The sequence below is a fragment of the Streptomyces sp. Wb2n-11 genome (genome assembly GCF_001049855.1).
GTDB lineage: Bacteria > Actinomycetota > Actinomycetes > Streptomycetales > Streptomycetaceae > Streptomyces > Streptomyces altiplanensis.
Map to the genome: position 1 here is coordinate 127,979 of NZ_CVPB01000001.1, position 24,861 is coordinate 152,839.

The 24,861-nt window shown below is 69.6% G+C and carries 13 protein-coding genes and 5 pseudogenes; 4 read left to right on the forward strand and 14 right to left on the reverse strand.

What is annotated here, in order from left to right; all coding sequences use genetic code 11:
• Window positions 1-92: 92 nt before the first annotated feature.
• Entirely contained in the window at window positions 93-1,586 is a 1,494-nt protein-coding gene (locus tag BN1555_RS00240; RefSeq protein ID WP_255306337.1) for an ISL3 family transposase, read from the forward strand.
• A 369-nt stretch (window positions 1,587-1,955) separates the two neighbouring features.
• On the opposite strand, the gene BN1555_RS00250 is transcribed toward BN1555_RS00240, so the two are convergent.
• Entirely contained in the window at window positions 1,956-3,371 is a 1,416-nt protein-coding gene (locus BN1555_RS00250) for an MFS transporter (RefSeq protein WP_255305790.1), read from the reverse strand.
• 95 nt (window positions 3,372-3,466) lie between these two features.
• Between BN1555_RS00250 and BN1555_RS00255 the strand changes: the two genes are divergently transcribed.
• Window positions 3,467-4,045 (forward strand): helix-turn-helix domain-containing protein, encoded by a 579-nt coding sequence (locus BN1555_RS00255; protein ID WP_093796845.1) that lies wholly within the window; start codon window positions 3,467-3,469, stop codon window positions 4,043-4,045.
• A gap of 343 nt (window positions 4,046-4,388) precedes the next feature.
• On the opposite strand, the pseudogene BN1555_RS39810 reads toward BN1555_RS00255, so the two are convergent.
• Window positions 4,389-4,520, reverse strand: a pseudogene (locus BN1555_RS39810) (winged helix-turn-helix domain-containing protein); the annotation flags it as partial.
• Here BN1555_RS39810 and BN1555_RS39815 point away from each other — a divergent pair.
• The gene (locus BN1555_RS39815) at window positions 4,465-4,641 is read left to right on the forward strand and encodes a hypothetical protein (protein ID WP_255306481.1); all 177 of its coding nucleotides are present in this window, start codon (window positions 4,465-4,467) and stop codon (window positions 4,639-4,641) included. The pseudogene BN1555_RS39810 and the gene BN1555_RS39815 sit on opposite strands and share 56 nt — an antisense overlap.
• 341 nt (window positions 4,642-4,982) lie before the next feature.
• On the opposite strand, the gene BN1555_RS00265 is transcribed toward BN1555_RS39815, so the two are convergent.
• Entirely contained in the window at window positions 4,983-6,026 is a 1,044-nt protein-coding gene (locus tag BN1555_RS00265) for a saccharopine dehydrogenase family protein (protein WP_176709899.1), read from the reverse strand.
• Between the two features lie 128 nt (window positions 6,027-6,154).
• On the opposite strand from BN1555_RS00265, the pseudogene BN1555_RS00270 reads away from it, so the two are divergent.
• Window positions 6,155-7,089: pseudogene (locus tag BN1555_RS00270) on the forward strand (helix-turn-helix domain-containing protein).
• Between the two features lie 406 nt (window positions 7,090-7,495).
• On the opposite strand, the pseudogene BN1555_RS00275 reads toward BN1555_RS00270, so the two are convergent.
• The 11 genes and pseudogenes from BN1555_RS00275 to BN1555_RS00320 all read right to left on the reverse strand — a co-directional run.
• Window positions 7,496-7,918, reverse strand: a pseudogene (locus BN1555_RS00275) (transposase); the annotation flags it as partial.
• A 47-nt stretch (window positions 7,919-7,965) separates the two neighbouring features.
• On the reverse strand, window positions 7,966-8,838 hold the full coding sequence (locus BN1555_RS00280) for an IS3 family transposase (RefSeq protein ID WP_093796849.1): 873 nt from the start codon (window positions 8,836-8,838) through the stop codon (window positions 7,966-7,968).
• Between the two features lie 17 nt (window positions 8,839-8,855).
• Window positions 8,856-9,134 (reverse strand): annotated as a pseudogene (locus BN1555_RS38720) (transposase); the annotation flags it as partial.
• 106 nt (window positions 9,135-9,240) lie between these two features.
• Window positions 9,241-10,518: a wax ester/triacylglycerol synthase domain-containing protein gene (locus tag BN1555_RS41425; protein WP_093796853.1), complete on the reverse strand. Its 1,278-nt coding sequence runs from the start codon at window positions 10,516-10,518 to the stop codon at window positions 9,241-9,243.
• Window positions 10,515-11,000: an ATP-binding cassette domain-containing protein gene (locus BN1555_RS41430; protein ID WP_093796855.1), complete on the reverse strand. Its 486-nt coding sequence runs from the start codon at window positions 10,998-11,000 to the stop codon at window positions 10,515-10,517. Before BN1555_RS41430 ends, BN1555_RS41425 begins: the two co-directional genes overlap by 4 nt.
• Window positions 10,934-11,860, reverse strand: a pseudogene (locus BN1555_RS41435) (ATP-binding cassette domain-containing protein); the annotation flags it as partial. The pseudogene BN1555_RS41435 and the gene BN1555_RS41430, both read right to left, overlap by 67 nt.
• A 184-nt stretch (window positions 11,861-12,044) precedes the next feature.
• The gene (locus tag BN1555_RS38375; protein ID WP_141662785.1) at window positions 12,045-12,374 is read right to left on the reverse strand and encodes a hypothetical protein; all 330 of its coding nucleotides are present in this window, start codon (window positions 12,372-12,374) and stop codon (window positions 12,045-12,047) included.
• Complete coding sequence (locus tag BN1555_RS00305) at window positions 12,361-13,482, reverse strand: diiron oxygenase (RefSeq protein ID WP_093803061.1); 1,122 nt, start codon at window positions 13,480-13,482, stop codon at window positions 12,361-12,363. Before BN1555_RS00305 ends, BN1555_RS38375 begins: the two co-directional genes overlap by 14 nt.
• A 23-nt stretch (window positions 13,483-13,505) precedes the next feature.
• Window positions 13,506-14,879: a hypothetical protein gene (locus BN1555_RS00310; RefSeq protein WP_093796857.1), complete on the reverse strand. Its 1,374-nt coding sequence runs from the start codon at window positions 14,877-14,879 to the stop codon at window positions 13,506-13,508.
• Window positions 14,876-22,246: a type I polyketide synthase gene (locus BN1555_RS00315; protein ID WP_255305791.1), complete on the reverse strand. Its 7,371-nt coding sequence runs from the start codon at window positions 22,244-22,246 to the stop codon at window positions 14,876-14,878. The genes BN1555_RS00310 and BN1555_RS00315 overlap by 4 nt, the downstream gene beginning before the upstream one ends.
• Before the next feature lie 105 nt (window positions 22,247-22,351).
• The gene (locus BN1555_RS00320; protein ID WP_176709901.1) at window positions 22,352-24,649 is read right to left on the reverse strand and encodes an MMPL family transporter; all 2,298 of its coding nucleotides are present in this window, start codon (window positions 24,647-24,649) and stop codon (window positions 22,352-22,354) included.
• Window positions 24,650-24,861: the final 212 nt, after the last annotated feature.

Consider the following 24,861-nt stretch of genomic DNA (forward strand, 5'->3'; position numbering starts at 1 on the left):
GCCTATGCCTGTGCTCTGTTGAACTGGCAAGACTGTTACCGCAGTTGTCCAATGTGCTGGTGGTCTCGGTCGATGTCTCCGATGCTGTCGTTGTGGTCCGCGCCCGCACGAGATCCGGTGTTCCAGCGGAATGTACCGGATGCGGCGAGCCAAGCGCGTGGGTCCACAGCCGCTATGTACGGCGCCTCGCCGACATCGCTCTCGGAGGCCGGCCTCTGCGCATCGACTTGTCTGTATGCCGCCTGTACTGCGAAAACCCGACTTGCCCGAAAGTGACCTTCGCCGGGCAGGTGCCAGGGCTGACCGTGCGTTACCAGCGCCGCACACCGCAGTTGCAGCGCCTGGTGGAGGCCGTCGGTGTGATCCTGGCCGGCCGGGACGGCGCCCGGATGCTGCGGATCTTGAACGTCACGCTCTCGCGGTGCACGGTTCTGTCTCAGCTGATGCGGATGCCGCTTCCGCCACTGGAGACACCCCGGGTGCTGGGGGTGGACGACTTCGCGCTCTACCGCGACACCTACGGCACCCTCCTGGTCGACGCCACCACCCGGCTCCCGCTCACGCTCTGGGAGGGACGCGACGCTGAACGGCTCGGCCGCTGGCTCCGCGATCATCCTGGTGTCGAGGTGGCTTGCCGCGACGGCTCGCTCGCCTACCGGCAGGGCATCACCACTGGTGCCCCTGACGCAGTGCAGGTCAGCGACCGTTTCCATCTCTGGCAGGGCCTCTCCCGCCGGGTCCAGGACATCGCCTCCACGCACCGCGGCTGCCTGCCCGCAGCACTTCCCGCTGTCAGCGAGATCGATTCAGCCCCGATCGAGGAGGCTGCCGAGGACGCCGCGGCGGACACCCGGGCCGGGCGCCATGCCCGCAGGTTGTTCGAGGCCGTGCACGCTCTGACGCACACCGGCCGCAGCCACAGTTCCGTGGCCCGGGAGCTCGGCCCGGACCGCCGCACCGTGCGCAAGTACGCGCGGGCCCGCACCTGGCAGGAAGTGATGCGTCGCCCGCCCCGCAAGCCCTCCAGCCTGGACCCCTACCTCGACTACTTGCAGCAACGCTGGGACGAGGGACAGCACAGCGCGAAGATCCTGCACGAGGAGCTCCAGGCCAAGGGCTACCTCGGCCACTACCAACGGGTGAAAATGGCCGTCGCACCCCTACGACGGGGCCTGCCCGTGGACGCGCCTCGCGAGCGGCCGCCGTCCCCGCGTGAAACCGCCCGCTGGATCACCACCCATCCGGCCCGCCGCAGCCTGCACATCAACGACCGCCCGCCCCGGCTCCTCGATCATTGCCCTGGCTCAAAACCGCCCACGACTTGGTCCGCCGGTTCGCCGGCATGCTCGAAAACCGCGACGCCACACTCCTCCCCGGCTGGCTCGACGACCTCGCGAAGAGCGGACTGGCCCCTCTCGCCGGCCTCGCCGGAGCCCTGCGCGAAGACCGGCATGCCGTCGCCCAGGGCATCGCCACCCCCTACAACTCCGGGGTGGACGAAGGCCGCATCACCGATGTCAAGCTGCAGAAACGCCTCATGGCTGGCCGCGCCGGCGTTCCACTCCTCCGCCAGCGCGTCGTCCTGATCGCCCACCTCCGCCGACAATACGCAGACCGGCCGACCGGGTTACCGACATGATCTCCGGCTACGAAAATCTTGCCAGAGCCACGTTCATGCGTACGCCGACACGGGAGCTGCCGCTGCCCCGGCCCTCGGCGTCGTACTTCTCGTATCCGAGGCGATCGGTGATCTCGCCCCTCCGGGGCGGACTCAGGACCCCCTGGCCAGCTGCTGCAACAGCCCGCCCTCCCCGGTCAGCTGCAGACCCTCACTCGCGGGCCCGGTCGACCAGCATCGCGACCAACTGCTCGTCACTCACCGGCACGACCACCGCCACCTGGCCGCTGTCCGCTATCCGCTCGATGGTGGTGTCGCTCATCTGGCGTCTCCTTGATCATCGAATCCGCCGATCATTGAACACTCCCGGCCGTGGCTGCGAGGCGCGTGCCGCGAGGAGGAGGAATAGTCCGCAGGCCGCCACAAGCAGCCATCCCGGGCGCGACGCGGAGGCGAGGCCGATGGGGCCGGCGCTCGCGACCAGACCCCCGGCGACGGCGATACCGACCGCCGCACCGGCCTGGCGCGCGGTGGAGGTAATCGCTCCTGCTACGCCGGCCTGGGACGGCGGCAGACCGCTGACCGCGGTATTGGTCAGGGGGGCGTTGGCGAAGCCGAAGCCGACTCCGATCAGTAGGTAGGCGAGGAGGATCAGCGGCATGCTCGTGTCCTGGCGCAGGTTCGTCAGGCACAGACCGCCGGCCGCGGTGAAGACACCCGCGAGGATCAGCGGACGCCGCGGTCCGAGGCGTCCCACCAGAGTGCCGGCCAATGGCGCGCACAGGGTGGCCCCGAGTGCCATGGGCAGGGTCGCGGCGCCGGTCGCAAGCGGTGTCCAGCCACGGGAGTGCTGGAGGTAGAAGGTATTGAGCAGCAGGCTGACGTTCAGTGCGACGAACACGGCCATGGCGCCGAGTACCGCCGTTGCGAACGGCGGTCGGCGGAAGAGGCTGAGGTCCATCAGAGGTTCGCTGCGGCGCAGTTCGACCAGGACGAACCCGGCCGTCGCCGCCGTGACCAGGGCGTAGCCGACGAGGGCTGTGGGCGAGGCCCAGCCGATGCGGGGTCCTTCGATGAGGACGCCGACGAAGAGGCAGAGAGCCACGGTGAGGAGCACCTGACCGGGCAGGTCAAGGCGCCGGGCGCGTTCTGCTCGGGACTCCGGCACGAACACGGCGACTAGGACGAGGGCAGCAACGACGACCGGCGCGTTGATCCAGAACACCGAACGCCAGCCGAACACGGCGATGAGCGCTCCTCCGGCAACTGGGCCCGCCGCCATGCTGAGCCCGAAGACCGACGCCCACACGCCGATCGCCCGGGCCCGCTCCCGTGGGTCGGGCATCGCGTTCACCACGATCGCCAGGGCCACGGGGCTCAGCATGGAGGCTCCGGCCCCCTGGGCGGCCCGGGCGGCGACGAGCACGCCGAGTGACGGGGCGAGGGCGCACGCGAGGGAGGCCAGGCCGAAGACGAGCAGTCCGCACTGGAAGATGCGGCGGCGTCCGAAGCGGTCCGCGAGCGCGCCGGAGACGATGAGGAGGCTGGCCAGGACCACGGTGTAGGCGTTGACGACCCACTCGAGACTACGAGTGCCCACGCCAAGGCCGTGCCCGACCTCGGGCAGGCCCACATTGACGATGGTGGTGTCTACCCCCACCAGGAACATGCTGAGCGCGCAGACTGTCAGCACCATCCAACGCCGGCGCGCGCTCAGCGGGGAGGGTGGAGCGGCCAGGGATGTCGTGAGCACGGGAAGTCCCCCTTCTGCGGGATCGGTTGCCGCCCAGACTCGGGTCGGGGCAGGGCCCAGGCCCAGGAAATTTGCGAAGGCTGCAAAATAGCCGCATGGACGCCGAACTCGCGGAACTCCTCGACAGCATCGGGCCACGGCTGCGCGCTCTGCGGCGCGATCGCGGCCTCACCCTCGAGACCCTCGCACAGGACACCGGGATCTCCGTGAGTACGCTGTCGCGCCTGGAGTCGGGCCGACGGCGTCCGACGCTCGACCTTCTCATTCCGCTCGCCCGGGCCCACCGCGTCGCACTGGACCAACTGGTGACGGCTCCGGCCACTGGTGATCCACGGGTTCATCTGAAGCCGCGGCGCCGGGAGCGTGGAAGCGTCCTCGTCCCGCTGACGCAGTACCCGGGCCGGGTCCAGGTCTTCAAGCAAGTGCTCGCGCACCGCGAACCGAGACTGGTAAGCCACTCCGGCTACGAATGGCTTTATGTACTCGCCGGCGAGCTCCGCCTCATCCTCGGGGAACGCGAGATCACTCTCAGGCCGGGCCAGGTGGCGGAGTTCGACACCAGTGAACCTCACTGGTTCGGCCCCGCGGACGCCGAAGCGGTGGAAATCCTGCACCTGTTCGGTCCCCACGGCGACCAGGCGGTCGTCCGCACCGGCCCGACGGCAAACGGCTGAGGGCGTTCCTCACTGGCAGGCGGGCTGAGCCGAAGCGGCGCTGTGCGGACGGTATGCGCGGCAGACGGAGAGCCAAGCTGACCCTCGACTGCCCGGTGCCAGCCCAGCGAGAGCTTCGGGGCAGCCTCTGTTGAGGACTGACAAGTGAACAGGAATTTACTTGAAACAGAAAGTGACAATGGCCGAGGTGCGTGAGGCCGGCGGCGTCATCGAGGATCCGGCTTCGTCTTCGAAGAGAGCCGGGCCCCGAGCGCCGCCGCGGTCGTTCCACGTCGGGCCACACGTCCTTCACCCAGTCGGCCACGGCCGCCTCGTCCCGCTCGAGAGCGCGTCGAGCGGGGACCTGATGACTCCAGCCGTCGCGTCGCAGCATCTGGGAAATGCCGGACAGGGTCGTGCTCTTGTGGAACCTGCGGCCGATGAACGTCTTGATCCGTGTCGGAGTCCACCTCTGGTCCGGCCATCCGCGCGTCACCGGCCCCCTGGCCGGTTCCTCCTCCAACACCGTGGACAAAGACCCGCTCAACTTCGGCGGGGAGGCCGGGCCACATGAGCGCAAGGCTCCCTGCCCCGTATCGCGCCAGGCCCGCCGCTGAACCGACCGAACGCTGAAACCCGTCGCCCGACGTCCTGGAGGGATCGACTCGTGTCGTCGGTCATCCGGCCGGGACGGTCGAGGCCAACGGGATCGCTGGTAGGCGCGGTACTGCTTGCGCTGCACCGGCAAACGCCCTGCCCGAGCCCCAGCAGTGCCTCGTCGACCACCTCTGCGAGGGCCTCCGGGCACTGACCTGTCCGAAGAGGTCCGGGTTCCGGCAGCGCTTGTCCAGCACTTCGGACAGCGCTCGTGGCGGTGAGAATCGAACGAGGCCGTCGATGTGCATGTCGTCACGGTTCGCCAGGGGCGCGCGCCCGACGGCTGGGCGGATGACCCGGGTCAGGCGATCTGCTTCTGGGGGTGCAGGTCGAACGCGATACGGGGGGCGAGCGCCCGCAGGAGGTCAGGGGCATCGAAGATCTCGCCGGCAGAGGTGACGCCCACAGCCTTGGTGCGGCCGGTGAGGACGCGGTCGAGGGCTTCGACGACGAGGGGCGCGGTGATGGCGTAGATGTCCTGGCCGGCGGCTGTGGCCCGGCGTTCGGCGCCACCTGAGCGGACGACAACGTCAACGAGGAAGGTCTGGTCGGAGCGTCCGCTTTCGTCGGCGGCGGTCGGAGCCGGTGTGTCAGGGGCGGCGACGTCGCGGACCGCCTCGGCGTTCATGTAGGTGGTCACGTCGGGAATGGGCAGGTGCTGGGGGACGGTCACGACGTCCGCCATGGTGAACTCCGCGACCACGGGCCGGCGCCCCACCGGCTCCGGGAAGGTCCACTCGGCAGTGGGCGCGGCATCGGTGCGGTGCTCCCACCGTCCGCCGCGGTAGCGCAGGCGGAAGTTGCCGCGCCGCTTGCGGGAGACCGCGCCCGACAGCCGGGTGCCGGCGGTGGGATGCCAGTTGCTGAGCGCATAGGCGATGTGGGCCTCGTCGGCCGAGGTCCAGTCGCCCATGGCCGCAGTGGCCAGCAGGTCGCCGAGGCCGCCGAAGAAAGCCATGGCCGGGACGATCACCGCTCCCATGTCCCGGGCCCGCTCGCGGAAGTGCGCGAAGGTGTCGAGGTTGGCCTCGATCTCGGCGGCCACATCCAGGTACGAAATCCTGGCCCGGAGCGCGGCTTCGATCACCGGGCCGGTGGTCGAAGCAAACGGGCCGGCACAGTTGATGACCGCCACCGCACCGGCCAGGGCCCGATCCAGCGAGGCCGGGTCGTCGACCGACGCCACCCGGGCCTCCAGCCCGTGTTCGCCGGCCAGTTCGCCCAGCGCCTGCGCGTTGCGTCCGGACAGCACCGGAACGAACCCGCGCGCGGCGAGCTCCGCGACCACGAACTGTCCGGTGTGACCGTACGCGCCGAACACCGCCACCAGTCGGCCTGACTCCATGAGACTGCTCCCGTGTACTCGATTGCCCGCTGCGATGTCGATCACCGGCGGCCTGACACCCCCATCCTGTCCCTCCGGCGGAACCTCGCACCATCGTCGGAAACGACATGCCACGTACACTTTCGGACATGCATCGCATCGCGCTGGCCATCACCGACGGCATGCTCCATTACGAACTGTCCGTGGCCCTCGAGATTTTCGGAGCCGACCTGACCCACGTCGTGGACCCCTGGTACGACTTCGCCCTCTGCGGACCCGGACCGGTGCGCATCAACCGCTTCCGCCTGGAGCCCGACCACGGACTCGACCACCTCCCGCAGGCAGACACCGTGCTCGTGCCCGGCTGGGCCGACACCGACCGCGAACCTCCGGCGGAACTGGTCGACGCGGTGCGCGCGGCCCACGCGGCAGGCGCCCGGGTGGCCTCACTGTGCACCGGCGCCTTCGTCCTGGGTGCCGCCGGTCTGCTCGACGGGAGGCGCGCCACCACGCACTGGGCCCACACCAGGGAGCTGGCCCGGCGGTACCCGGCCGCCACCATCGATCCGGACGTCCTCTACGTCGACAACGGCGACGTCCTCACCTCGGCGGGCAAGGCCGCCGCCATGGACCTGTGCCTGCACCTGGTCCGCCTCGACCACGGCTCGGCCGACGCCAACAAAATCGCTCGCCGCCTGGTCGTCCCCCGCACCGCGACGGCGGCCAGGCCCAGTTCATCACCACCCCCGTCCCCGAGCCGGGCAACCACCCCCTCGGCGAGCTCTTCCCCTGGGTTCTCCAACGCCTCGACCAGCCCCTCACCGTCGAGGACCTCGCCCGCCGGGCCGGTCTGAGCTCACGCCACCTGGCCCGCCACTTCAAGCACCTCACCGGCACCACGCCCCTGCAGTGGCTCCACACCCAACGCATCCGCCACGCCCAGGAGTTGCTGGAGACCACCGACGCCACCGTCGACACCGTCGCCGAGGCCGCCGGAATGGGCACCGCCACCACCCTGCGACGCCACTTCCAGCGCACTGTCGGTGTCCCGCCCGACACCTACCGCCGCACCTTCCGCCCCTGAAGGAGCAGTTCCAAGGAACCGGCGGCCCATCGAACGGCACCAAGGCACAGCGCTGTCCGAAGGGCTGAACAAACGCTGCCCCAACTCGGGTTCCGGCTCAGGTCCTGTGCCCGGTAAGGCCGGGTTGTCCGACTGGAGACCGAGCAGTGGGGCTTCCTGAGACAACGGCTCGGATGCGAGGACAGATCGAATGCGGCTGACGCTCTGCCGCCGCTTCGGGCCATCGGGTGTTTCGTCCCAGAGCCCGGCCAAGCAGTGTTTGAGGTGTGCAGACCCAGTCCGCCCAATCCGCCGGCCGCACATCCTTGTGGCCATGACCAACCAGTCTCCGGAGCCTTCTCCGTGCCCTGTTCCATCAGGCGAGCCTCCCGGGAACTCGGGCCTTGGTCCCGGATGTTGAACACGTCTATGCGGCTCGGGTCAGGGTAGTTGCTGCTGGTTCGAGGTCGTTCTCGTGGGCGGTCGGAGACCGCTGGCCGAGGCGGGAGTGCCGGCGGCGGGTGTTGTATCGGGTCAGCCGGCGGAAGGCGTCGGGTCTGGCCTCGCGCTCGCTCGACCAGGCCTTCCGGCCTTTGAGCGTCTCCCTCTTGAAGGCGGCGTTGAAGCTTTCCGTAGCGGCGTTGTCGACGCTGGAGCCGACCGCGCCCATGCTCTGTCGGCCCTCTGCTGACCTGCGGATTTCCGCGAAGTCTCTGCTCGTGTATTGCGATCCGTGGTCGGTGTACATGATCGCTCCGGCCAAGTTTTTACGGGTTCGCTCGGCGGCCGCCAGGGCGTCGGTGACGAGTTCTGTCCGCATGCGGCCGGCGATCGCCCACCCGGCCAGTCGGGCGAGGTGAGCTTGTTCCGCTTTGACGGACACCATCGGTGTGGTGGTCAGGCTGCGAGTGCGGTCTCGTATTCGGCGGGACTGCGATAGCCGAGGCTGCTGTGCAGACGGTGCAAGTTGTACCAGCCCTCGATGAAATCGAAGATCGAGGTGCGGGCGGCGGCCCGGCTGGGCCAGGAGATGGCGTCGAGCAACTCCCTCTTGATGGTGGCGAAGAACGACTCGGCGAGTGCGTTGTCCCAGCACTGTCCGGTGCGGCCGACCGACAGGCGCACCTCCAACTGGTCTGCCAGTGCGGCAAATTGCTGGCTGGTGTACTGACAGCCACGATCCGAGTGAAAGATCACCGGCCGAGTGGGACGGCGCTTCCGACAGGCGGCGGTGAGGGCATCGGCGACCAGATCGGTCCGCAGGTGGTCGGCGGTGGCCCAGCCGACCACGCGACGGGAGGCGATGTCGATGACGGTGGCCAGATAGAGCCAGCCCTCCTCCGTGGCGATGTAGGTGATGTCGCCGCACCAGCGGGCATCCAGGCCGGCGGGGTCGGGCTGGAAGTCCCGGACGACGAGATCGGGCCGCAGGGCAGCTCGTGGATCGGGGATCGTCGTCAGGTGCCGTCGTCTGCGGTGTCGGCCCTGCAGGCCGGCAGCCCGCATCAGCCGCGCGACACGTCGGCGGCCACATCCGGCGCCTGCTCGCTTGAGCACGGCATGGACGCGCGGGGCGCCGTAGGTTCCCCGCGATCTTGTGTGGACGTCGGCGATCTGTTCCGCCAGCTCGGCGTCACGGACCGCGCGGGGACCAGGCTTGGCAGCGCGGCGGGCGTAGAAGGCGGTCCGGGAGACCTTCAGCAGCTCACACGCTCGTTTGAGGCTGTGACCTGCGCGCTTCTCCGCCTCGATGAACGGGTGCACCGTCACCGGGTCTCCTTTGCGAAGAAAGCCGTGGCCCGCTTGAGGATGCCGACGTCCTCACGCAGACGGCGGTTCTCCCGCCGCAGTGCGGCCACTTCCTCGCGTTCGCTGCTGGTCAGGCCGTCCCGCTCGCCCGCATCGACCTCGGCTTGCTTCACCCGGTCACGCACCGCGGTCTCGGTCAGATCGAAGTCCTTGGCGATCTGACCGACCGAGCGGTCACCACGTCGGCACAGCTCGACGGTCTCCGCCTTGAACTCCGGCCTGAACGAGCGACGAGGGCGAGGCTTCTTCTTCCCCATGCCCCCATGATGGACATCCTCCCGGGGCTGAACCCCTGATCTCGGATGTCCGTCACAGCGGATCAAGCCCAATTTTCCGTTACCACCGAATGTGAGACAGAGCCCATCAGCGGATACTTTCGTTGTCTGTCCCCGTACCAATCGCAGGCGCTGGGTACTCTGATGTCCCGGTGCAAGCCCCGACGGCCTGGCGCCATAGGCCAGGAATCGATGCGGCGCGAGGCAACGCATCATCGTGAACGAGACCACACCGGACGACGCCCGCGGCGCGGACGAACGAGATGTACGCCAGCCGTCCGCCGTAAAGATCGCAGATCAGAGATGCGGCTCTCACCGGCCTGTCCAGGCAGGTGAAGTCATGAGGCAGGGTGATGCTGCTGGCGAACATCGGAGCCGCTGTCTCACCGATCCCCGCGCCGGCGACACGGTGACCCCACGCTGTGGGAAGAAGTCGCAGCGCAAGTCGGGAGGCGTCGCGGACCCGGTGAGTACGTAGGGCCCGGGTCTGCCCGTGGACGTGGCGGACGGCCTGCTCCAGGTCGGCAAGGTGGCAGGGAAGGACTACTCGGTGAGCAGTGGTGAACGAGCCGGCCGCGAACCGTTCGTGTTCTTGGCGGAAGGACATCGGTACCAGGACGGGTAGCTCCGGGACCGGATGCGGGGTCCGGGACAGGGTGCGATGCCAACGTCCGAGCGCACCCGCCAGTCCGGCCAGGCACACGTCGTTGACGGTGACACTGTGCCGTCTCGCCAGCTCGCTGAGATGCGACTCAGGTGCGTCCGCGTAGGTCCAATGCGTTTGCTGCGTCGGCGCGGAGCGCAGCTCGGTCCAGCCCTTTCCCGGGCGCAGCGCGGCCAGGGAGGACTGGCCGGCGAGCAGGGATCCCACCGCGGTGGGGAGTGCGGCAGGGTGCGGTCGCGGTCCTGGAGTCGGCCGGTCGGACAGGAGCGCGAGGACGGCGTGCGCTGCCCCTACCCCGTCCTGAAGGGCGTGATGGACACGGTAGACGATACGGAAGCGGTGCCCGCCCGGGGCGTGCAGCAGCCACAGGTCCCATGGGGGGTGCGGGGGTTCGGGCAGTTGCTGGCCCAGCAAAGTGGTGATGGCCGCTGTCATCGCGTCCTCGGTGTCGGAACAGACCACGTGGTGCACGTGCACGTCCTCGCGGAGTGGCTTTTGCCTTAGGGTCCATCGGTACCGACCGGGCGGAGGCGGCAGCGAGCGGAGCGGCGTGTTCGAAGCCGCCCGTCGGAGGACACGCTGCGTGAGAGCTTTGAAGGTGGGGGCTGGCCCTTCGAAGTCCAGCACATACCCGCAGGCGATGCCGTTCCGGAGAAAGAAGCGGTCCACCGGTCCGGTGACGTGCGACTGCTGTGGCGTCATGTGTGCCTGTCGTCGAAAGGAGCACTGGTTGGCTGAGGCCGGGCCGGTAACTGCCGCATCGGGGTGGATCTACCGGGCGTGACGAGGTGGCCGGAGACACCGGCGAGCCGATCGTGCCGGTGATGGCTCGCGGCGGTGTGTGGCAGTGGCTGGATGGTGATGGCATGGGCCGCACCGGGGGAGACGTATGGACGGTGGGTGGCCATGAGAACCGGACGTGTGGCGGCCATTCGTTCCAAGGTACGCAGCACGTGTTGCTCGCCTGCCGGGTCCAGCTGTGACGTCGCCTCGTCCAGCAGGAAGAGGTCGGCATCGGTGAGCAGCGCACGAGCCAGGGACAGGCCTTGGCGCTGCCCGCCGGACAGGAGGCGTTCGCCGCCCAGTGGGATGTCGAGACCCTGGGCAGCCGCTCGATGGTTTCGCCGAGCGCAACCGCATCCAGCGCATCCCGCAGCGCGTCGTCGCCTGCGCCGTGGCCGCACCCCATGCGCAGGTTCTCACCGACCGCGCCCTCCCACAGGGTGCCTTGTTGCTCTACGTAGACGATGCGACGACGTAGCCGTGAGAGTTGCCACGCGCTGATGTCCTCGTCCAGGACGTGGATCTCCCTGTGGTCGGCGTGCAACAGCCGGGTGATCAGCGCGAGCACCGTGGACTTGCCGGAGCCGGACGAGCCGATTAGGGCGGTCAGGCCGGTAGAGGAAACGGTGAAGGACAGATCGAACAGCGCTGGGGTGGACTTCGGGTGGGAGAAGGTGACACGGCGGAACGTCACGGCCCCGCCGGCCCTGCCACGGGCCCGGAACGCAGGCTGGGACGGTGGCACGGACGGCGTCTCCGCCTCGGCCGGGAAGGCGAGCGGACGTTCGAGTCGGGTGCGGGCGGCCAGCCCTGCTCTTCGGTGTCCCCTGCCCAGCGCGACGACGGTGATCGGCGAGGCAAGACAGAGAAGGAGGAAGAACGTACTGAAGACCGTCAGGGGCAGGGTTTCCGAGCCGATGCGGTGGACGGCCGTCACGGTGACGGCCACCAGGGTCAGTTGCCGGGCCAGGCCGACCGGAGGGCCGATGAGGGAGTGCAGTCGTGTGGCCGCTGTCGAGACCACACTGAAGGATGCCGAGGCCTGCTCAAGCGTTCCGGAGGCCGTCGTCTCGTAACGGTATATCTTGACGGCCGTCAGCATCTCCAGACATGTGTGAAGGCGTTGGTTCAGGCGGGCCGTGGCCTCCTGCTGCGCGGCGGCCACGCGTCGGGTACGAACGAGCACCCCGGCCAGCGGTCCGCCGACAAGGGCGAAGGCCCCGACGGCCAGAAGGGTGAGCTGCGGGTCCAGGTAGGCCATGGCCGTCAGGACGCCGTGACACCGGACGCCACCGCCGGAAGGTGGACAAGGCCGCTCTCCGCCGCCATACGTATCAGAGCGGTGTCGTGGGTGATCCGGGCAGTGAGGTCACCCACTCCGTGCGCCCGGACATCGGGCAGCGGCAGACGCAGTACGTGTCGAATGACCTGTTTACGCACGTTCTTCACCAGTTTCCCCCTGGCGCGGCCAGCAACCGGCCGCAGGCGGCCTGGGATTCGAAGGCGGCCAGCGTCACAACGGTCGACAAGACGACAGGGCCAGCCACCGGCTTGCCACGGACGAGCGAGGTCAGGACCTCACTGACCGTCCAGGGCAGGGCGAGTCCGGTTCCGGTCGAGCACCACGCCAGCGCGGCGGCGCAGGCAAATAGGACACGGTTGGGGCGCACAAGGGCGGTCAGACGCACACCGTTGCCGGGCACGAGGCGCCTGCGGGACTGGTGCGTCAGGTCTTCGGCAGCCCGGTGGCCCCCGCGTGCGTCACGCGGATACATCGGCGGCACCGGTGCGCCTCCCCTCCCCCAGAGCAACCATCTCGGTGATCTCCGCGGCACGCGCCGCTTCCTCGGCTGCGAACCGTTCCGCATCCAGCGCTTCGGCGATCTCGTCGTCCTGACGCATCAGATGGTCCAGATCGCTCCCTCGCGCGTCTCCGTCGCACAGGTCGGTGAACGCCTCCTGGACCTCAGGGCTCCACAGCCCGATGTCCTTCACGCAGGGCGCGATCCGGGAGAACAGGGTTCGGCGGAAGGCTCTGAGGTAGCTGCTCTCCTCGGCGATGCGGACGGCCGCGGCGCGCGGCACCCCGAAGTTCTCCAGTACCTCGGTGCCGCGCAGGCGGTTCCGCATCAGGTGGCAGCCCTCGATGACGAACTCCTCGCGCTCGGCCAGTTCGGTCGCGCTCAGTTCACGGTAGTGGTCGCGCAGGGCCATGCGGCCGAATGCCACGTGGCGGGCCTCGTCCTGCATGACGTAGGCCAGTAGGTGCCGCGGGAGAGGCTTGCTGGTGGTGTCCCTGAGCAGTCCGAATGCAGCCAGTGCCAGTCCCTCGACGAGGACCTGCATGCCGAGGTAGGGCATGTCCCAGCGGGAGTCACGCAGCGTGTCGTCCAGCAGGGTGCGCAGGCTGTCGTTGATCGGGTAACTGAGCTCGATCTTCTCCCGCAGGAAACGGGAGAAGATCTCCACGTGTCGGGCCTCGTCCACGGTTTGAGTCGCCGCGAAGAACTTGGCGTCGAGGTCGGGTGCGCTCTCCACGATGCGGGCCGAGCAGACCATGGCGCCCTGCTCGCCGTGCAGGAACTGACTGAACTGCCAGGCGGCGAAGTGCTGGCGCAGTTCGCTTTGTCGCTCGGTTCCCAAGCGGTCCCAGTAGGGGGTGCCGTGCAGGGGCAGCGCCTCGTCAGGTGTGCCCAGCGGATCAGCTGGGTCCACGTCGAGGTCCCAGTCGATCCTGCGCACGGCGTCCCACTGCTTGTCCTTACCGCGCTGGTAGAGCGCGAGCAGGCGTTCGCGTCCGTCGTCGTAAGCCCACGAGAAGGTGCTCGCCGCGCCGGCGGGCACCGTCCAGTGGCCGGCCGCGGGCTCGGGGCGGGCAGGCATCGTCACGGCTGTCCTCCTGGCCGCTAGAGCGGCTGATCGACGTGGTCGGGGGTGTACCGGACGGACTCGGCGTAAGCGTCCAGCAGTCCCTGCAGGGGCTGTTCGGGGAGACCGGGCTTCCACAGCTCGACGGCCATCTCGCCGTGGTAGAGCATCGGCCAGCGCACGAACCGCCGTCGATCCGAAGCGTCGTTGACGGCACGTGAGCGGGCTACGGTGTCGGCTGCCACATCGGCCACCAGATCGGTGCCGCAGCCGAAACCGTACGGGTACAGCTCACGGTTGGGAGGCACGGACTCGATCACCGTGTCGTCGGCGCAGCTGACGCCCACGTGTGCGTGCACGCCGCCGCGGATGAGCGGGGCGGTGCGTTCTCCGTCGGGATCCAGCACCCAGTGACCGCCCGCCGACCGGCTCAGACGGACGGTGGGAACAGCGGAGAGGAGGGCGCACACCTCCCATGCCTCCACCGACGGCCCTTTGGGGTCGACACCTTCCGGGGCGAGGACGCGCAGGCGGCCGCCGTGGGGGTGCGGGTGGAGGACGGTGACCTCGTCCTCGCGCAGTGCGCGCTTGTCGACGTCCCAGCTTCCGGAGGCGGTGACCACTACGGCGTCGAGTCCAGGGTCGTAGAGGAACAGCATGCCCTCGCTGAGACGCTTCCAACCGAGGTACTCGCGGTACATCGAGGCGAGCGCATCGGAGACGTAGCGGTCGATGCGTACCGGCTCGGGGAGCAGGTCGAGTTCACCCATCCGCCGCCCGGCATCGGTCAGGTGGCCGGGGGCCGGGGAGTTGGCCCAGGCAGTAGGGGGCAGGGCGTCGTGGACTACGTCGTAGCGGTCGCCGACATCCCGTGCGCAGGCGGCGGTGACCAGCCGGTCGCGGATCCGGTCGGCCAGGTCCCCGGTCTCGGTGGGGTGGCCCCCTTCCATGGTGAAAAGAGTGGCCTCGCGCCTATCACGGTTGACCAGGACCACGCGGGGGGCGGCGGTCCGCGCCATGACGGTGCGCCCGATCTCGACCACCTGGGTGTGCCGCAGGTCGGCCAGGTGTTCGGGAACTTGGGCGATCACCACGGTCCGGCGCGAGCCCACGCGCAGCCCCAGCTCAGCGCACGTCCGGGCGCTCAGTGGGGGACTCTGTTCGGGTACGCGCTCGCACAGCGGTCCGGGCCCGTTGGGGATGTGTGTGACGATCAGCAGCAGGTCGACATCGCCGTGTGAGGACTCGACCACGGTATGGCCCTGCTCTTCGAAGGCCGCGCCAAGCTGCCGGACGAAGACACCCAGTGCGCTGTCCTCCGGGTGCGCCTGTCCGGCTACCTGCACCACCAGGGGACGCCACCAGGGCAGTTCGTCGAGTTTCACCGTTGGGCGGTCCGGTACGCCGGTCATCGGGCGCCTCCGGTCACCATGGGCAGGACGCGGCGTGCGAGATCGTCGAGACAGCTCGCCGCGATCAACTCCAGGGCGGGAATGTTGCATCCAAGCATGCGGTCCACGTGGACGGACAGTTCGACGACCATGAGCGAGTCGAGTCCCAGCTGGTCCAGCTTGCGGGTGCGATCGACACGCTCGGGCGAAGTCTGCAGAACCCCGGCCACCAGTGTCGCCAACTCTGCGGAGATCGTCTCCACCGCCTCGTCGTCCGCCATCGCGGCGAGCCTGGACCGCAGCGCCTCGGTATGGCTGACGCCCGCCCGGCCGGTGGCCCGGACGCAGGCGGCGAAGGCGGGCCGGTTCAGCCCGGAGAGCAGTTGTCCCATCCGTTCCCAGTCCATGCGGCCGAACACCGCTACGTCCGGTCCGTGGGTGAGTTGCCGCTCGAACGCCTGCCAGATCTCCGCCGGGGCGACCGAACCGAAACCCATACGCTGCAGGGTCTGTTCGAAGCCGGTCCGCACGACGAAGCCGGTCTCGGCGACGCCTCCCAAGATCTGGGCGGTCCCGACCCGGCCTTGGGAGCGCCGCTGGCGCACCAGGGCTTCGAGGTAGGCGTTGGCGGCGACGTAGGCGCTCTGCAACTGGTTGCCGCCCAGGGTGGTCACCGAAGAACACACCTGGAAGAAGTCCAGCTCGCGGTCCGCGGTCAGTTCGGACAGAACGACGGCTCCACGCACCTTCGGATGCAGGACGGCGTCGAAGCGCTCAGCCGTCAGCTGCGCGAGCGGGGCATCATCGAGAACCATGGCCGCATGCAGGACGCCCCGCACTGGGTGCCCTGCGTCGTCCGTGTCGCTGATCGCCTTTCGCATCGCCTCGTGGTCGGCCACGTCCGCGGCAACCACCGTCACCTCTGCTCCGGCCTCCGCGAGCCGCGCCAGCAAGGCCGGCGCCTCGGGGGAGCCGGCGCCGCGCCGGCCGACCAGAACCAGGTGCTGGGCGCCCCGCTGCACCAGGTTCTCCGCCAGCGCCGCGCCGAGCCCGCTCAGACCTCCGGTGACCACGTAGCTCCCGGTGGGGTCGGGTTCCATGGGCGGCACCGGTTGTTCGACCGCGACCGGCTCGCCCAAATCGATGACGATCTTGCCGAGGTGCTTGGAGTGGCGCAGGGAGCGGAACGCGTCGGCCACCGCGTCGGCGGCATACACCTGATGCGGCAGTGGCCGGTAGCGGCCATCGGTGACGCGGCGGCACAGCTCGGTGAACTCACTGGCCGCGACCTCGGGAAGCTGTTCGGGAAGAGTGGCCACGTCGACCCCGAAGTAGGCGATGTTGCGCCGGAACGGTCCGAGGAGCATGGGGGTGTTGGCGTAGAGGTCGCGTTTGCCCAGCTCGACGAACCGGCCGCCGGGGCGCAGGCACTCCAGCCCGCGGGCGATGGCCTCGCCGGCCAGCGAGTTCAGCACCACGTCGACGCCCTGGCCGTCGGTCAGCTCCCGGACGTCCTCGGCGAAGCCCAGGTCCCGCGAGTTCAGGACGTGCCGGACACCGAGCATGCGCAGCAGGTCGCGTTTGCCCGGCGTGCCGGCGGTCGCGATGACCTCGGCGCCCACTGACCTTGCGTACTGCAGGGCGGCCAGCCCCACACCGCCGGCCGCTCCGTGGACCAGTACCCGTTCCCCCGCTCGTAGGCGGGCCAGGTTCTCCAGCCCGTACTGAACGGTGAGGAAGACCGCGGGCAGGGTGGCCGCCTCGGTGAAGGACATTCCTTGCGGAATGCGGCCCAGCTGTTCGGTTCGCAGAGTGACGTGGGAGGAGAACCAGCCGACGCCGGTGCCGAAGACCCGGTCCCCGGGGACGAGCCCGTTGACTCCCGCCCCAACGGCGACCACCTCTCCGGCGCCTTCCAGGCCCAAGGAGGTTTCTTGGCGGCCGGGGACCGGCTGGTCGTCCGGGATCAGGCCGGTGGCCAGCATGACGTCGCGGTAGTTCAGGGCTGCGGCCCGCACAGCGACCAGTACCTCGCCGGCCCCCGGACTCGGGACGGCCTGTGGTTCCCAGACCAGGCGGTGGGACATGCCGGGGTCACGCAGGCTCAGCCGGTAGCCGTCGCTCCGCCGGCGAAGCGGTGATGCTGCCGTGGTGAAGCGGGGGACGAACCGGCCACCGCGGGTCAGCACGATCTCGGCTTCGGAGTCGGGCTCGCGTAGTTCGGTGAGCAGGCGGGCCGCATCCCGATGAGCATCGTCGGAACGCTCCAGAGAAATTAGTCGCACCTTGATGGCCGGGTATTCGCTGGCGACCGTGCGGCCGAGCGCCCACAGCGCTGCCGCCTCGGGCGTCTGCGGACGCTCGGGAGCGGGAAAGATGCCGGTCGGAGGCAGGATCAGCCAGAGCGCGGCGTCCTGTCGGGTGCTGAGTCCGGCCATCACCTCACGGATGCGGCAGGCCGCGCTGGTGATGTCGGCGGCCGGGTCGGACCCCGGGCCGGGCACGTCCAGGAGCAGGACCATGCGTACAGCGCAGTCCGGCTCGGACGGCATCTTCGCCGCCCAGTCCAGCTCCTCCAGCGCCAGAGGCCGGGTGCCGAGTTCGTCGGCGAGCCGACCGGGCAGGTCTCCGGGTACGTCCGCCGCCACCAGCCACCTACCGGCCGGGGTTGGCGTGGTGGCGGGCGGACGGCAGGAGGGGAGGGTTGCCGCCGTGCGGCGGGCCAGGATCACCGAGTCGCTCGCACATGTCATGTCCGGTGCTTCGCCGGTGCAGGCTACGGCGTCAAATCCGTGCGCGGTGAGCAGGCTCTTCCACTGCTCACGCTGGAGGAGGGGCGAATCCTTGCGGAGGTCGGTGTCCGTGTAGTCCCAGTAGTCGTCCAGCGCGCCGAAGAAGGTGGACACCCAGTCACTGTCGTGGCTTTCCAGCGCGAGCAGCATCCCCCCGTCGGCGAGCAGTGCCCCGATCCGGTCGACAGCCGCGCCCAAATCCTTCGCGGTGTGCAACGCGTTGGCGGCAACTACCAGATCGAAGTGGTTCTCGAGCACACCCTGTTCGCGGGGATCGCCATCGATGTCGAACGTGCTGTACTCGACGAAGTCGTACGCGGCGAAACGAGCCTTCGCCCTGGCCAGGAAGCCGGCCGAGCGATCGGTGAACTGGTAACGGGTGCGTTCGGGGGGAAGCAAGGGCAGCAGCGCGGCAGTCATGCCGCCGGTTCCGGCGCCGACCTCGAGGATGCGCAACGGCCGGTCGCCGGGCCAGTGCTCGACCATCGCGCCGAGCAGCTGACCGGCATAGGCGTTGTGCAGGCGCAGGTGCGGCGCGTTGCCGTAGAGCTGAGTGAGGAAGTGCTGGTCCGCCTCGCCGAAGAGGACCTCCCGAGGATCGTTCTCTCCCCGCAGCAACCGGGGCAGACGCAGCCCGCAGCGCAGACCCGGCAGCGCCAGCGTCAGCGCCTCGGGCAGGTCGGCAATCAGGGCACGGGCCAGCTGCCTCGGGTCTGCGGCGGCGGATGCCTCGGTGAGCCGCCAGCGGCCTTCGGCCACGGGCTCGGCCACACCGAACGCGCACATGGTGCCGGCCAGCCGGTGAAGGTAGGGCCGGAACTTTGGCAGCGCACCCCCCGTGCACAGGTCGTCGACCGAGAATTCGGACTGGCCCGGGAGAAGCGCGTCGACCGCCTGCCGGGCGAAGAGCGCCGCGACCTGCCCGGTGCGGGCCGTCACCTGGTCGTAGCGGTCGTCGCTACGGTTGCGCAGGCACTCCCGTGCGGAAGCAGTGCGCGTCAGCAGTTCGGCGGGAGCCGGCAGCCGCACAGGCGCTGCGGCGTCCCGCGGGGCGGCGCGGAGCACGAGTTCCTGCAATGCGGCCGGGTCACCGGCGTGCTGGTCGAAGCGGCGCAGCCGGCAACCCTCCAACTGCACGCAGACCCTGCCGTCCCGATCGGTCAGCGCGACATCCCAGACGGCCTCCCGGCTGCTCGCCCTGACGAGCCGCAGATGCAAGTAGCCCTCAGAAGCCGGTGGCTGCCACAGCCGTACGGCCGTCAGCTGGACGGGCAGGAAGAGCGCGTCCCCCGTAAGCGCGGCAAGAAGCGGGGCGCCGGCCTGCAGGGCGCCGTCGGTTACCACCGGGTGGGTGAGGTAGCCATCCGTGTTCTGGTCGGTGCGGTAGGAGGCGAGCAGCTCCCCCTCGCCGAGCCAGAACTCGGTCAGTACCTGGAAGGCCGGGCCGTGCGTGATGCCGCTGGCGCTCAGGCCCCGGTAGTGCGCGTCCGCGGGCAGTGGGTCGGGGCGGAGCCGGCCTCGCAGAGCGGTCAGGTCGAGCAGGGCGGGCGCCGGGCGCAGGAGGCGGCGTACCCGCCCTTGGGCATGGTGCTGCCAGGCCCCGTCCGGTCCGGTACGGCTGGAGATCGTGACGGTACCGGTCCGCGGTTCGACTCCGGTCTGCAGGAGCAGGTCGTCCGTGCTGTCCTGCCCGGGCAGGACGCAGGCGCTGGTGACGGCGAGGTCGGTGATCTCAAGCTCGGTCGTGTTGAGGAGCTGCTGACCGGCCGCGAGCGCGGTTTCGAGATATCCGGTGGCCGGGAGGACAGTGGTAGGGCCGACCCTGTGATCGGACAGCCACGGGGTGCGCACAGTGCTCAGTACGCCGTGCCAGGCGGGCTCGGCCGTGACGGCGCGCTGGCCGAGAAGAGGGTGCAGCGCCATTCCATCGCTGACGATCCCCGACCACCAGTTGGGTTCCGCGAGCCAGTGCCGCTCCCGTTGCCAAGGGTAGGCGGGCAGCTCAACGGGCGCGGTGGGTTCGGGGAAGTGCTCCGCGGTGGCGACCGCAGCGCCGGCGGCCAGCAGGTGGGCCACCGTGCCCCTGAAGGCGGCCGGACCGTCGGCACGCCGGGAGCCGGTTTTCACCACCTCGCAGGGCGAGGAGCCGCCCTGCGCCAGACGGCGCAGGTAGGGACCGAGAACGGCATGCGGGCCGATCTCCACGAAGACGTCGAAACCCTCGGCGGCCAGCGTCTCGACGGCCGGGGCGAACTGCACGGGTTCGCGGACGTTGCGCCACCAGTACTCGGCGTCCAACTGCCGGGAGCCGGCCAGGACGCCCCCGGTCACGGTGGAGGCGAACAGCAGATACGGCTCGGCAGACGAGAGACCGGCCAGTGCACGCTTCAGGGGCTTTTCGATCGGGTCCATGGCGGAGCTGTGGAAGGCGTAGTCAAGGTCGAGCTCGCGCGCGAACACACCACGCTCCTGCAACCGTTCCCTCAGGAGCGCCACATCGGCGGCCGGTCCGGCAACCGTGCTGTCCGTACGGCTGTTGACACCGGCCAATTCCACTCGCAGGGCGAACCGCGCGAGTTCCGAGCGCAGCTCCTCCTCGCGCAACCCGACGGCCGCCATACGTCCCCTGCCGGCCGTGGCCTCCTGTTCCCGGCTCCTTGCGGCGACCACCTGCGCGGCGGCCGCCAGATCGAGCGCTCCGGCCACGCAAGCTGCGGCGATCTCCCCGACACTGTGGCCGACGACCCCCTCCGGCCGCACACCGCGGGCACGCAGCACCTCGACGACACCGAGCTGATACGCGAACAGCAGCGGCTGCGCGACCTGGGTCGACTTCAGACGTTCCGCATCGCCCACCGCCATCGCGTCGACCACCGACCAGCCCAGCAGCGGATCCAAAGCCTGAGCGACGCGCTGTACGGCCCGCCGGAAAACCGGCTCCGTACGGAGCAGCTCCGCACCCATGCCCGGCCACTGCGACCCGTTGCCGGAGAACGCGAACGCCACACGGCCGCGCTCGACGGCCCTGGCCGTGGCCGCACCCGGTGCCGGACGCTCGCCACGGGCGGCCCCCAGCAGTGCGGACGCGGCCTCCTGGGCGGTCTCGGCCACAACCACGGTGCGGTGGTCGTGGCGGGCCCGACGGTGAACGGTGGTATGCGCGATGCCGTAGAAGGCGCTCGTATCGGCGTGTTCCAGTCTCTCGGCCAGCCGGCCACACGCCTCGGCCAGAGCCCCCTGGCCGCGGGCGGTGACCATCACCGGCAGCGGGCCCTTGCCCGTCGGCCGCGGGCCGGAGCCGCAGGGAGCCGGTCCAACCAACACATGGGCGTTGGCACCGCCGAAGCCGAAGGAGTTGACCCCGACCACGGCGGCAGGAGACACCTCCACGTGGTGCGGCCGGACGGTGGGGCTGAGGTTGAGCTCCTGGAAGCCGATGCGCGGGTTCAGCGGCTCCGCGTGCAGCGTGGGCGGCACCATGCCGTGCCGCAGCACCAGGATCGCCTTCAGTAGTCCGGGGACTCCGGAGGCCGGCTCCAGATGCCCGAGGTTGGTCTTCACCGAGCCGACGGGCAGCGGGCCGACCGAACGCCGCGTTCCCAGTGCGCGGCCAATTGCCTCGCACTCGATCGGGTCGCCGATCGCGGTGCCCGTACCGTGGGCCTCCAAGTAGACGAGGCGGTCCGGATGCACGGACGCCTCGGCATAGGTGGACGTCAGAAGGTGCTGCTGTGCCTGCCCGTTCGGCAGGGCGATGCCCGAGGTACGGCCATCGTTGTTGGCGCCACTGCCGAGGATGACCGCATGGACACGGTCACCGTCGGTCATGGCATCCTGCAGCCGCTTCAGCAGCAGCAGGCCACCGCCCTCGGAGCGGACATAGCCGTCCGCGTCGGTCGAGAAGGCGCGGCACCGGCCCGTCGGCGAGAGCATCGACGCGGCGGAGAACCCGGCGAACACGCGTGGGTCGAGGAGAATGTTGACGCCGCCGGCCAGCGCCAGCCGTGTACGGCCCGCACGCAGGTGTTCGTAGGCCCGGTGGACTGCGGTCAGCGCCGAGGAGCAGGCCGTGTCGAGGGCAAAGCTCTCCCCGTGCCAGTCCAGTAGGTGTGAGATGCGGTTGGCCGTGTTGGCGAGGGCGGTACCGGACATCGAGTAGACGTCGCTCACCTCGGGCCTGCCCTGGGCCAGGCGACCGAAGTCGTGACTGGAGCAGCCGACGAAGACGGCGCCGTCGGACCCGGCACAGGCCGCCGGGTCCACGCCCGCGTCGTCGAGCGCCTCAATGGCGAGCTCCAGCAGCAGCCTCTGCTGCGGATCCATGTGCAGCGCTTCACGTGGGGAGATGCCTCGGAAGAACTCGCAGTCGAAGCCCTGGATGTCCGGTAGGAAGCCGCCGGCCACGGTGTAGGACCGACCGGGTCGGCGCCGACCGCCGTCCAGGAAGTCCGCCCTGTCGAACCGGTCCGGCGGAACCTCCCCGACCAGATCCTCGCCCTTGACCAATGCGGTCCACAGCCCGCCCAGGTCGCTGATGCCACCCGGCAGTCGGCAGGCGGTACCGATCACGGCGACGGCGTGGTCGAGCTCGGCCATGGGGCTCCTCATGATGAGTAATCCGGAGATAGGAAGAAGATCACTGCGAGTCTTCAACGGCCGCCGGGCATATCACGACGTCCTTCACTCGAATGGTCCCCTCCGTCACCCCTTCGTGTGACTTTTCGGCCTGGTCACCGGCTGGCGATCCCCCTGCCTCCGCTCGGGCAGCCGCGCAGGCAGACCGCGTCCGCCGAGGGGTGCTGGTGTCCACCAGTTCGCCCGGCCCGCCAGCTGCATCACTGCAGGAACCAGGACACCCCGGACGACGGTGGCATCGAGAATCACGATGGCGGCCATGGTCGCCCCGAGTACCACCAGAAGGCTGACCTCCGACACCATCAGCGCGCCCATGCTGACAGCCACCACCAGCGCGGCGGCGGTGAACAGCCGGCCGGTGTGTTCGATGCCGAACACGATGGATGCGGTGTTCCGGCGCGTACGCCGCCACTCCTCCGCCATCCGGGAGACGAGGAAGACCTCGTAGTCCACACAGAGCCCGAACGCCAGGGCAGCGGCCAGCAGCGGCATGGTGATCTCCAGCGCGCCCTCGCCCCCTCCGGCGGGAGGCCCGAGGAGCTGCCACCGTTGGAAAAGCAGCACCATCAGCCCGAGCGCCGCTCCAATGCTGAGCCCGCCGAGGGCCGCGGCCTTCAAAGCGACCAACAGGCTCCGGGTGAAGACCAGCAGCATGACGAACACACCGCTGAGCATCAGTGCCGCCCACCAGCCAAGCGCGTCGGTCACAGCCTTCTTGGTATCGGCGAGCTGCACAGCGGTCCCCGCCACCAGGGCAGGCCCTGGGGCGGGAGCGCCGCGTACGGCATCGACCAGCCCGGCGGTATCGCGGGACTGCGCGGGCCCCCGCGCGAACACCACCACCAGTGTGCCGCGCTTGGCGGCCCCTTCGGCGTGCCGGGCTTCGACGAGCCTTCCGTCGGCATACTCTCCCGCGATGGTGCTCACTCGGGCTGTGCCACGCAGCGCCGACACGTACCGGGCATAGGCGTCCAATTCTGCCGCCTGGGCCACCGGATCCGTGCGCGGCAGCACCACCGTCAGTTGCCGGTCGGGCGAATAGGGGAAGTCACCGCGGATGGCTCCCGCGACAGCTCGCGCCTCGGCGCGAGGCGGCAGGATGGTCTCGTCCATCAAAGCCGGGCGCAGCCCTATGACGGGCATCGCCAGCCCGACAAGCAGCACGGAGCCCGCCACCCCCCACAGCAAGGGCCGTTTGGTCACGGTGACGGCGACGCGTCGCCAGGCCGGGCTGACCGACAACTCGGTGACGGCCCGCCAGCGGCGCAGACGTCGGGACGCGGCCCGTCCGTCGATCCACGCGCCCAGGACGGCCACCATGGCAGGGAGCAGGAACAGGGTGCCCAGGGCACAGAGTGCGACGACGACCAGCGATGCGATCGCCAGCGAGCGGATCAGCCCCAAAGGGAAGACCAGCAACGCCGCCATGCACCACGCCATGGTCAGCGCGCAGCAGACCACCGCCCGGCCGGTGGTCGACATCGCCCGCCCCACCGCCTCCTCGGTGCCCAGTCCACGGGCGCGCTCCTCCCGATACCGGGAGAGGGTGAACAACGCGTAGTCGACGGCCAGACCGAATCCCAGGGCACAACCGAGGTTGACGGCGAAGACCGACACCGGCGCAAGCCGGGTCACGACCGTCAGCACGGCCAGGGCCCCCGACGCGGCAGTTGCCCCGATCACCATGGGCACAAGCGAGGCACCCAGGGAGCCGAAGGCCAGCACCAGGACCACGAGAACCAAAGGGAGGTTGAACAGCTCCGAGCGCAACAGGTCTCGCTGCGCCTGATCGGTAGCGGTGACGTTGACCCAGGCCGGGCCGCTCGCTGCGAGATTCAGCCCGGGAGCGGCGGCTTGCAGAGACGGAACCAGGTCACGGGCCGTGCGGGCCGCTTCGGAGTCGTCACCCTTGAGATCGATCCGCAGCAGCGCGCCGCGCCCGTCGGCGGAACGCAACGGGCCCAGCTCGGCACTCCAGTACGACAGTGCGACCCCGACACCGGGTGACCGGGCGGCCAGTTCGGTCACCCGTCGGCCCTGCTCCGCCACGTCAGGCACGTCGACCGACCGGCCGGGCCGGGCATACAGGATGAGATCGGGCGTACTCGCTGCGAACGGTCGAGCCGCGGTCTCGGCTCGCCAAGCGGCCGTACCCTCCGCGACGTAGCCGCCATTGGACCACCGGCCGCCCGTGCTCAGGCCCACCACGGCGCACAGCGTGAGCAGGCAGGCCGTCGAACCGAGCACCCACCAGCAATGCCGGTACGACCACCGTGCCACCGCGTCGAGCAGGCCGGCCCGCCGCTCGACGGCAGCGGTACGCGTTGTCGAGTTCACGCTCTCCTGGAGCGTGGCGACTTCCATGGATCTGTCGGACATCGGGGACGCTGTCCCTTCAGGGGGCCAGTACGTGAAGGGGCTCTCCTGTCGCCCCCGGGTCCCCTGCTCAACGTCCGACCGAGGTGGCGGACACGTTTTCTCACCCGTGCGTGTGGCGTGGCGGGAAATCCTGCGCCACTTCCGGAGAGCAAGTCTCCTCACGACAAGGATGGATGGGCAAGGCGCGGACCACATCC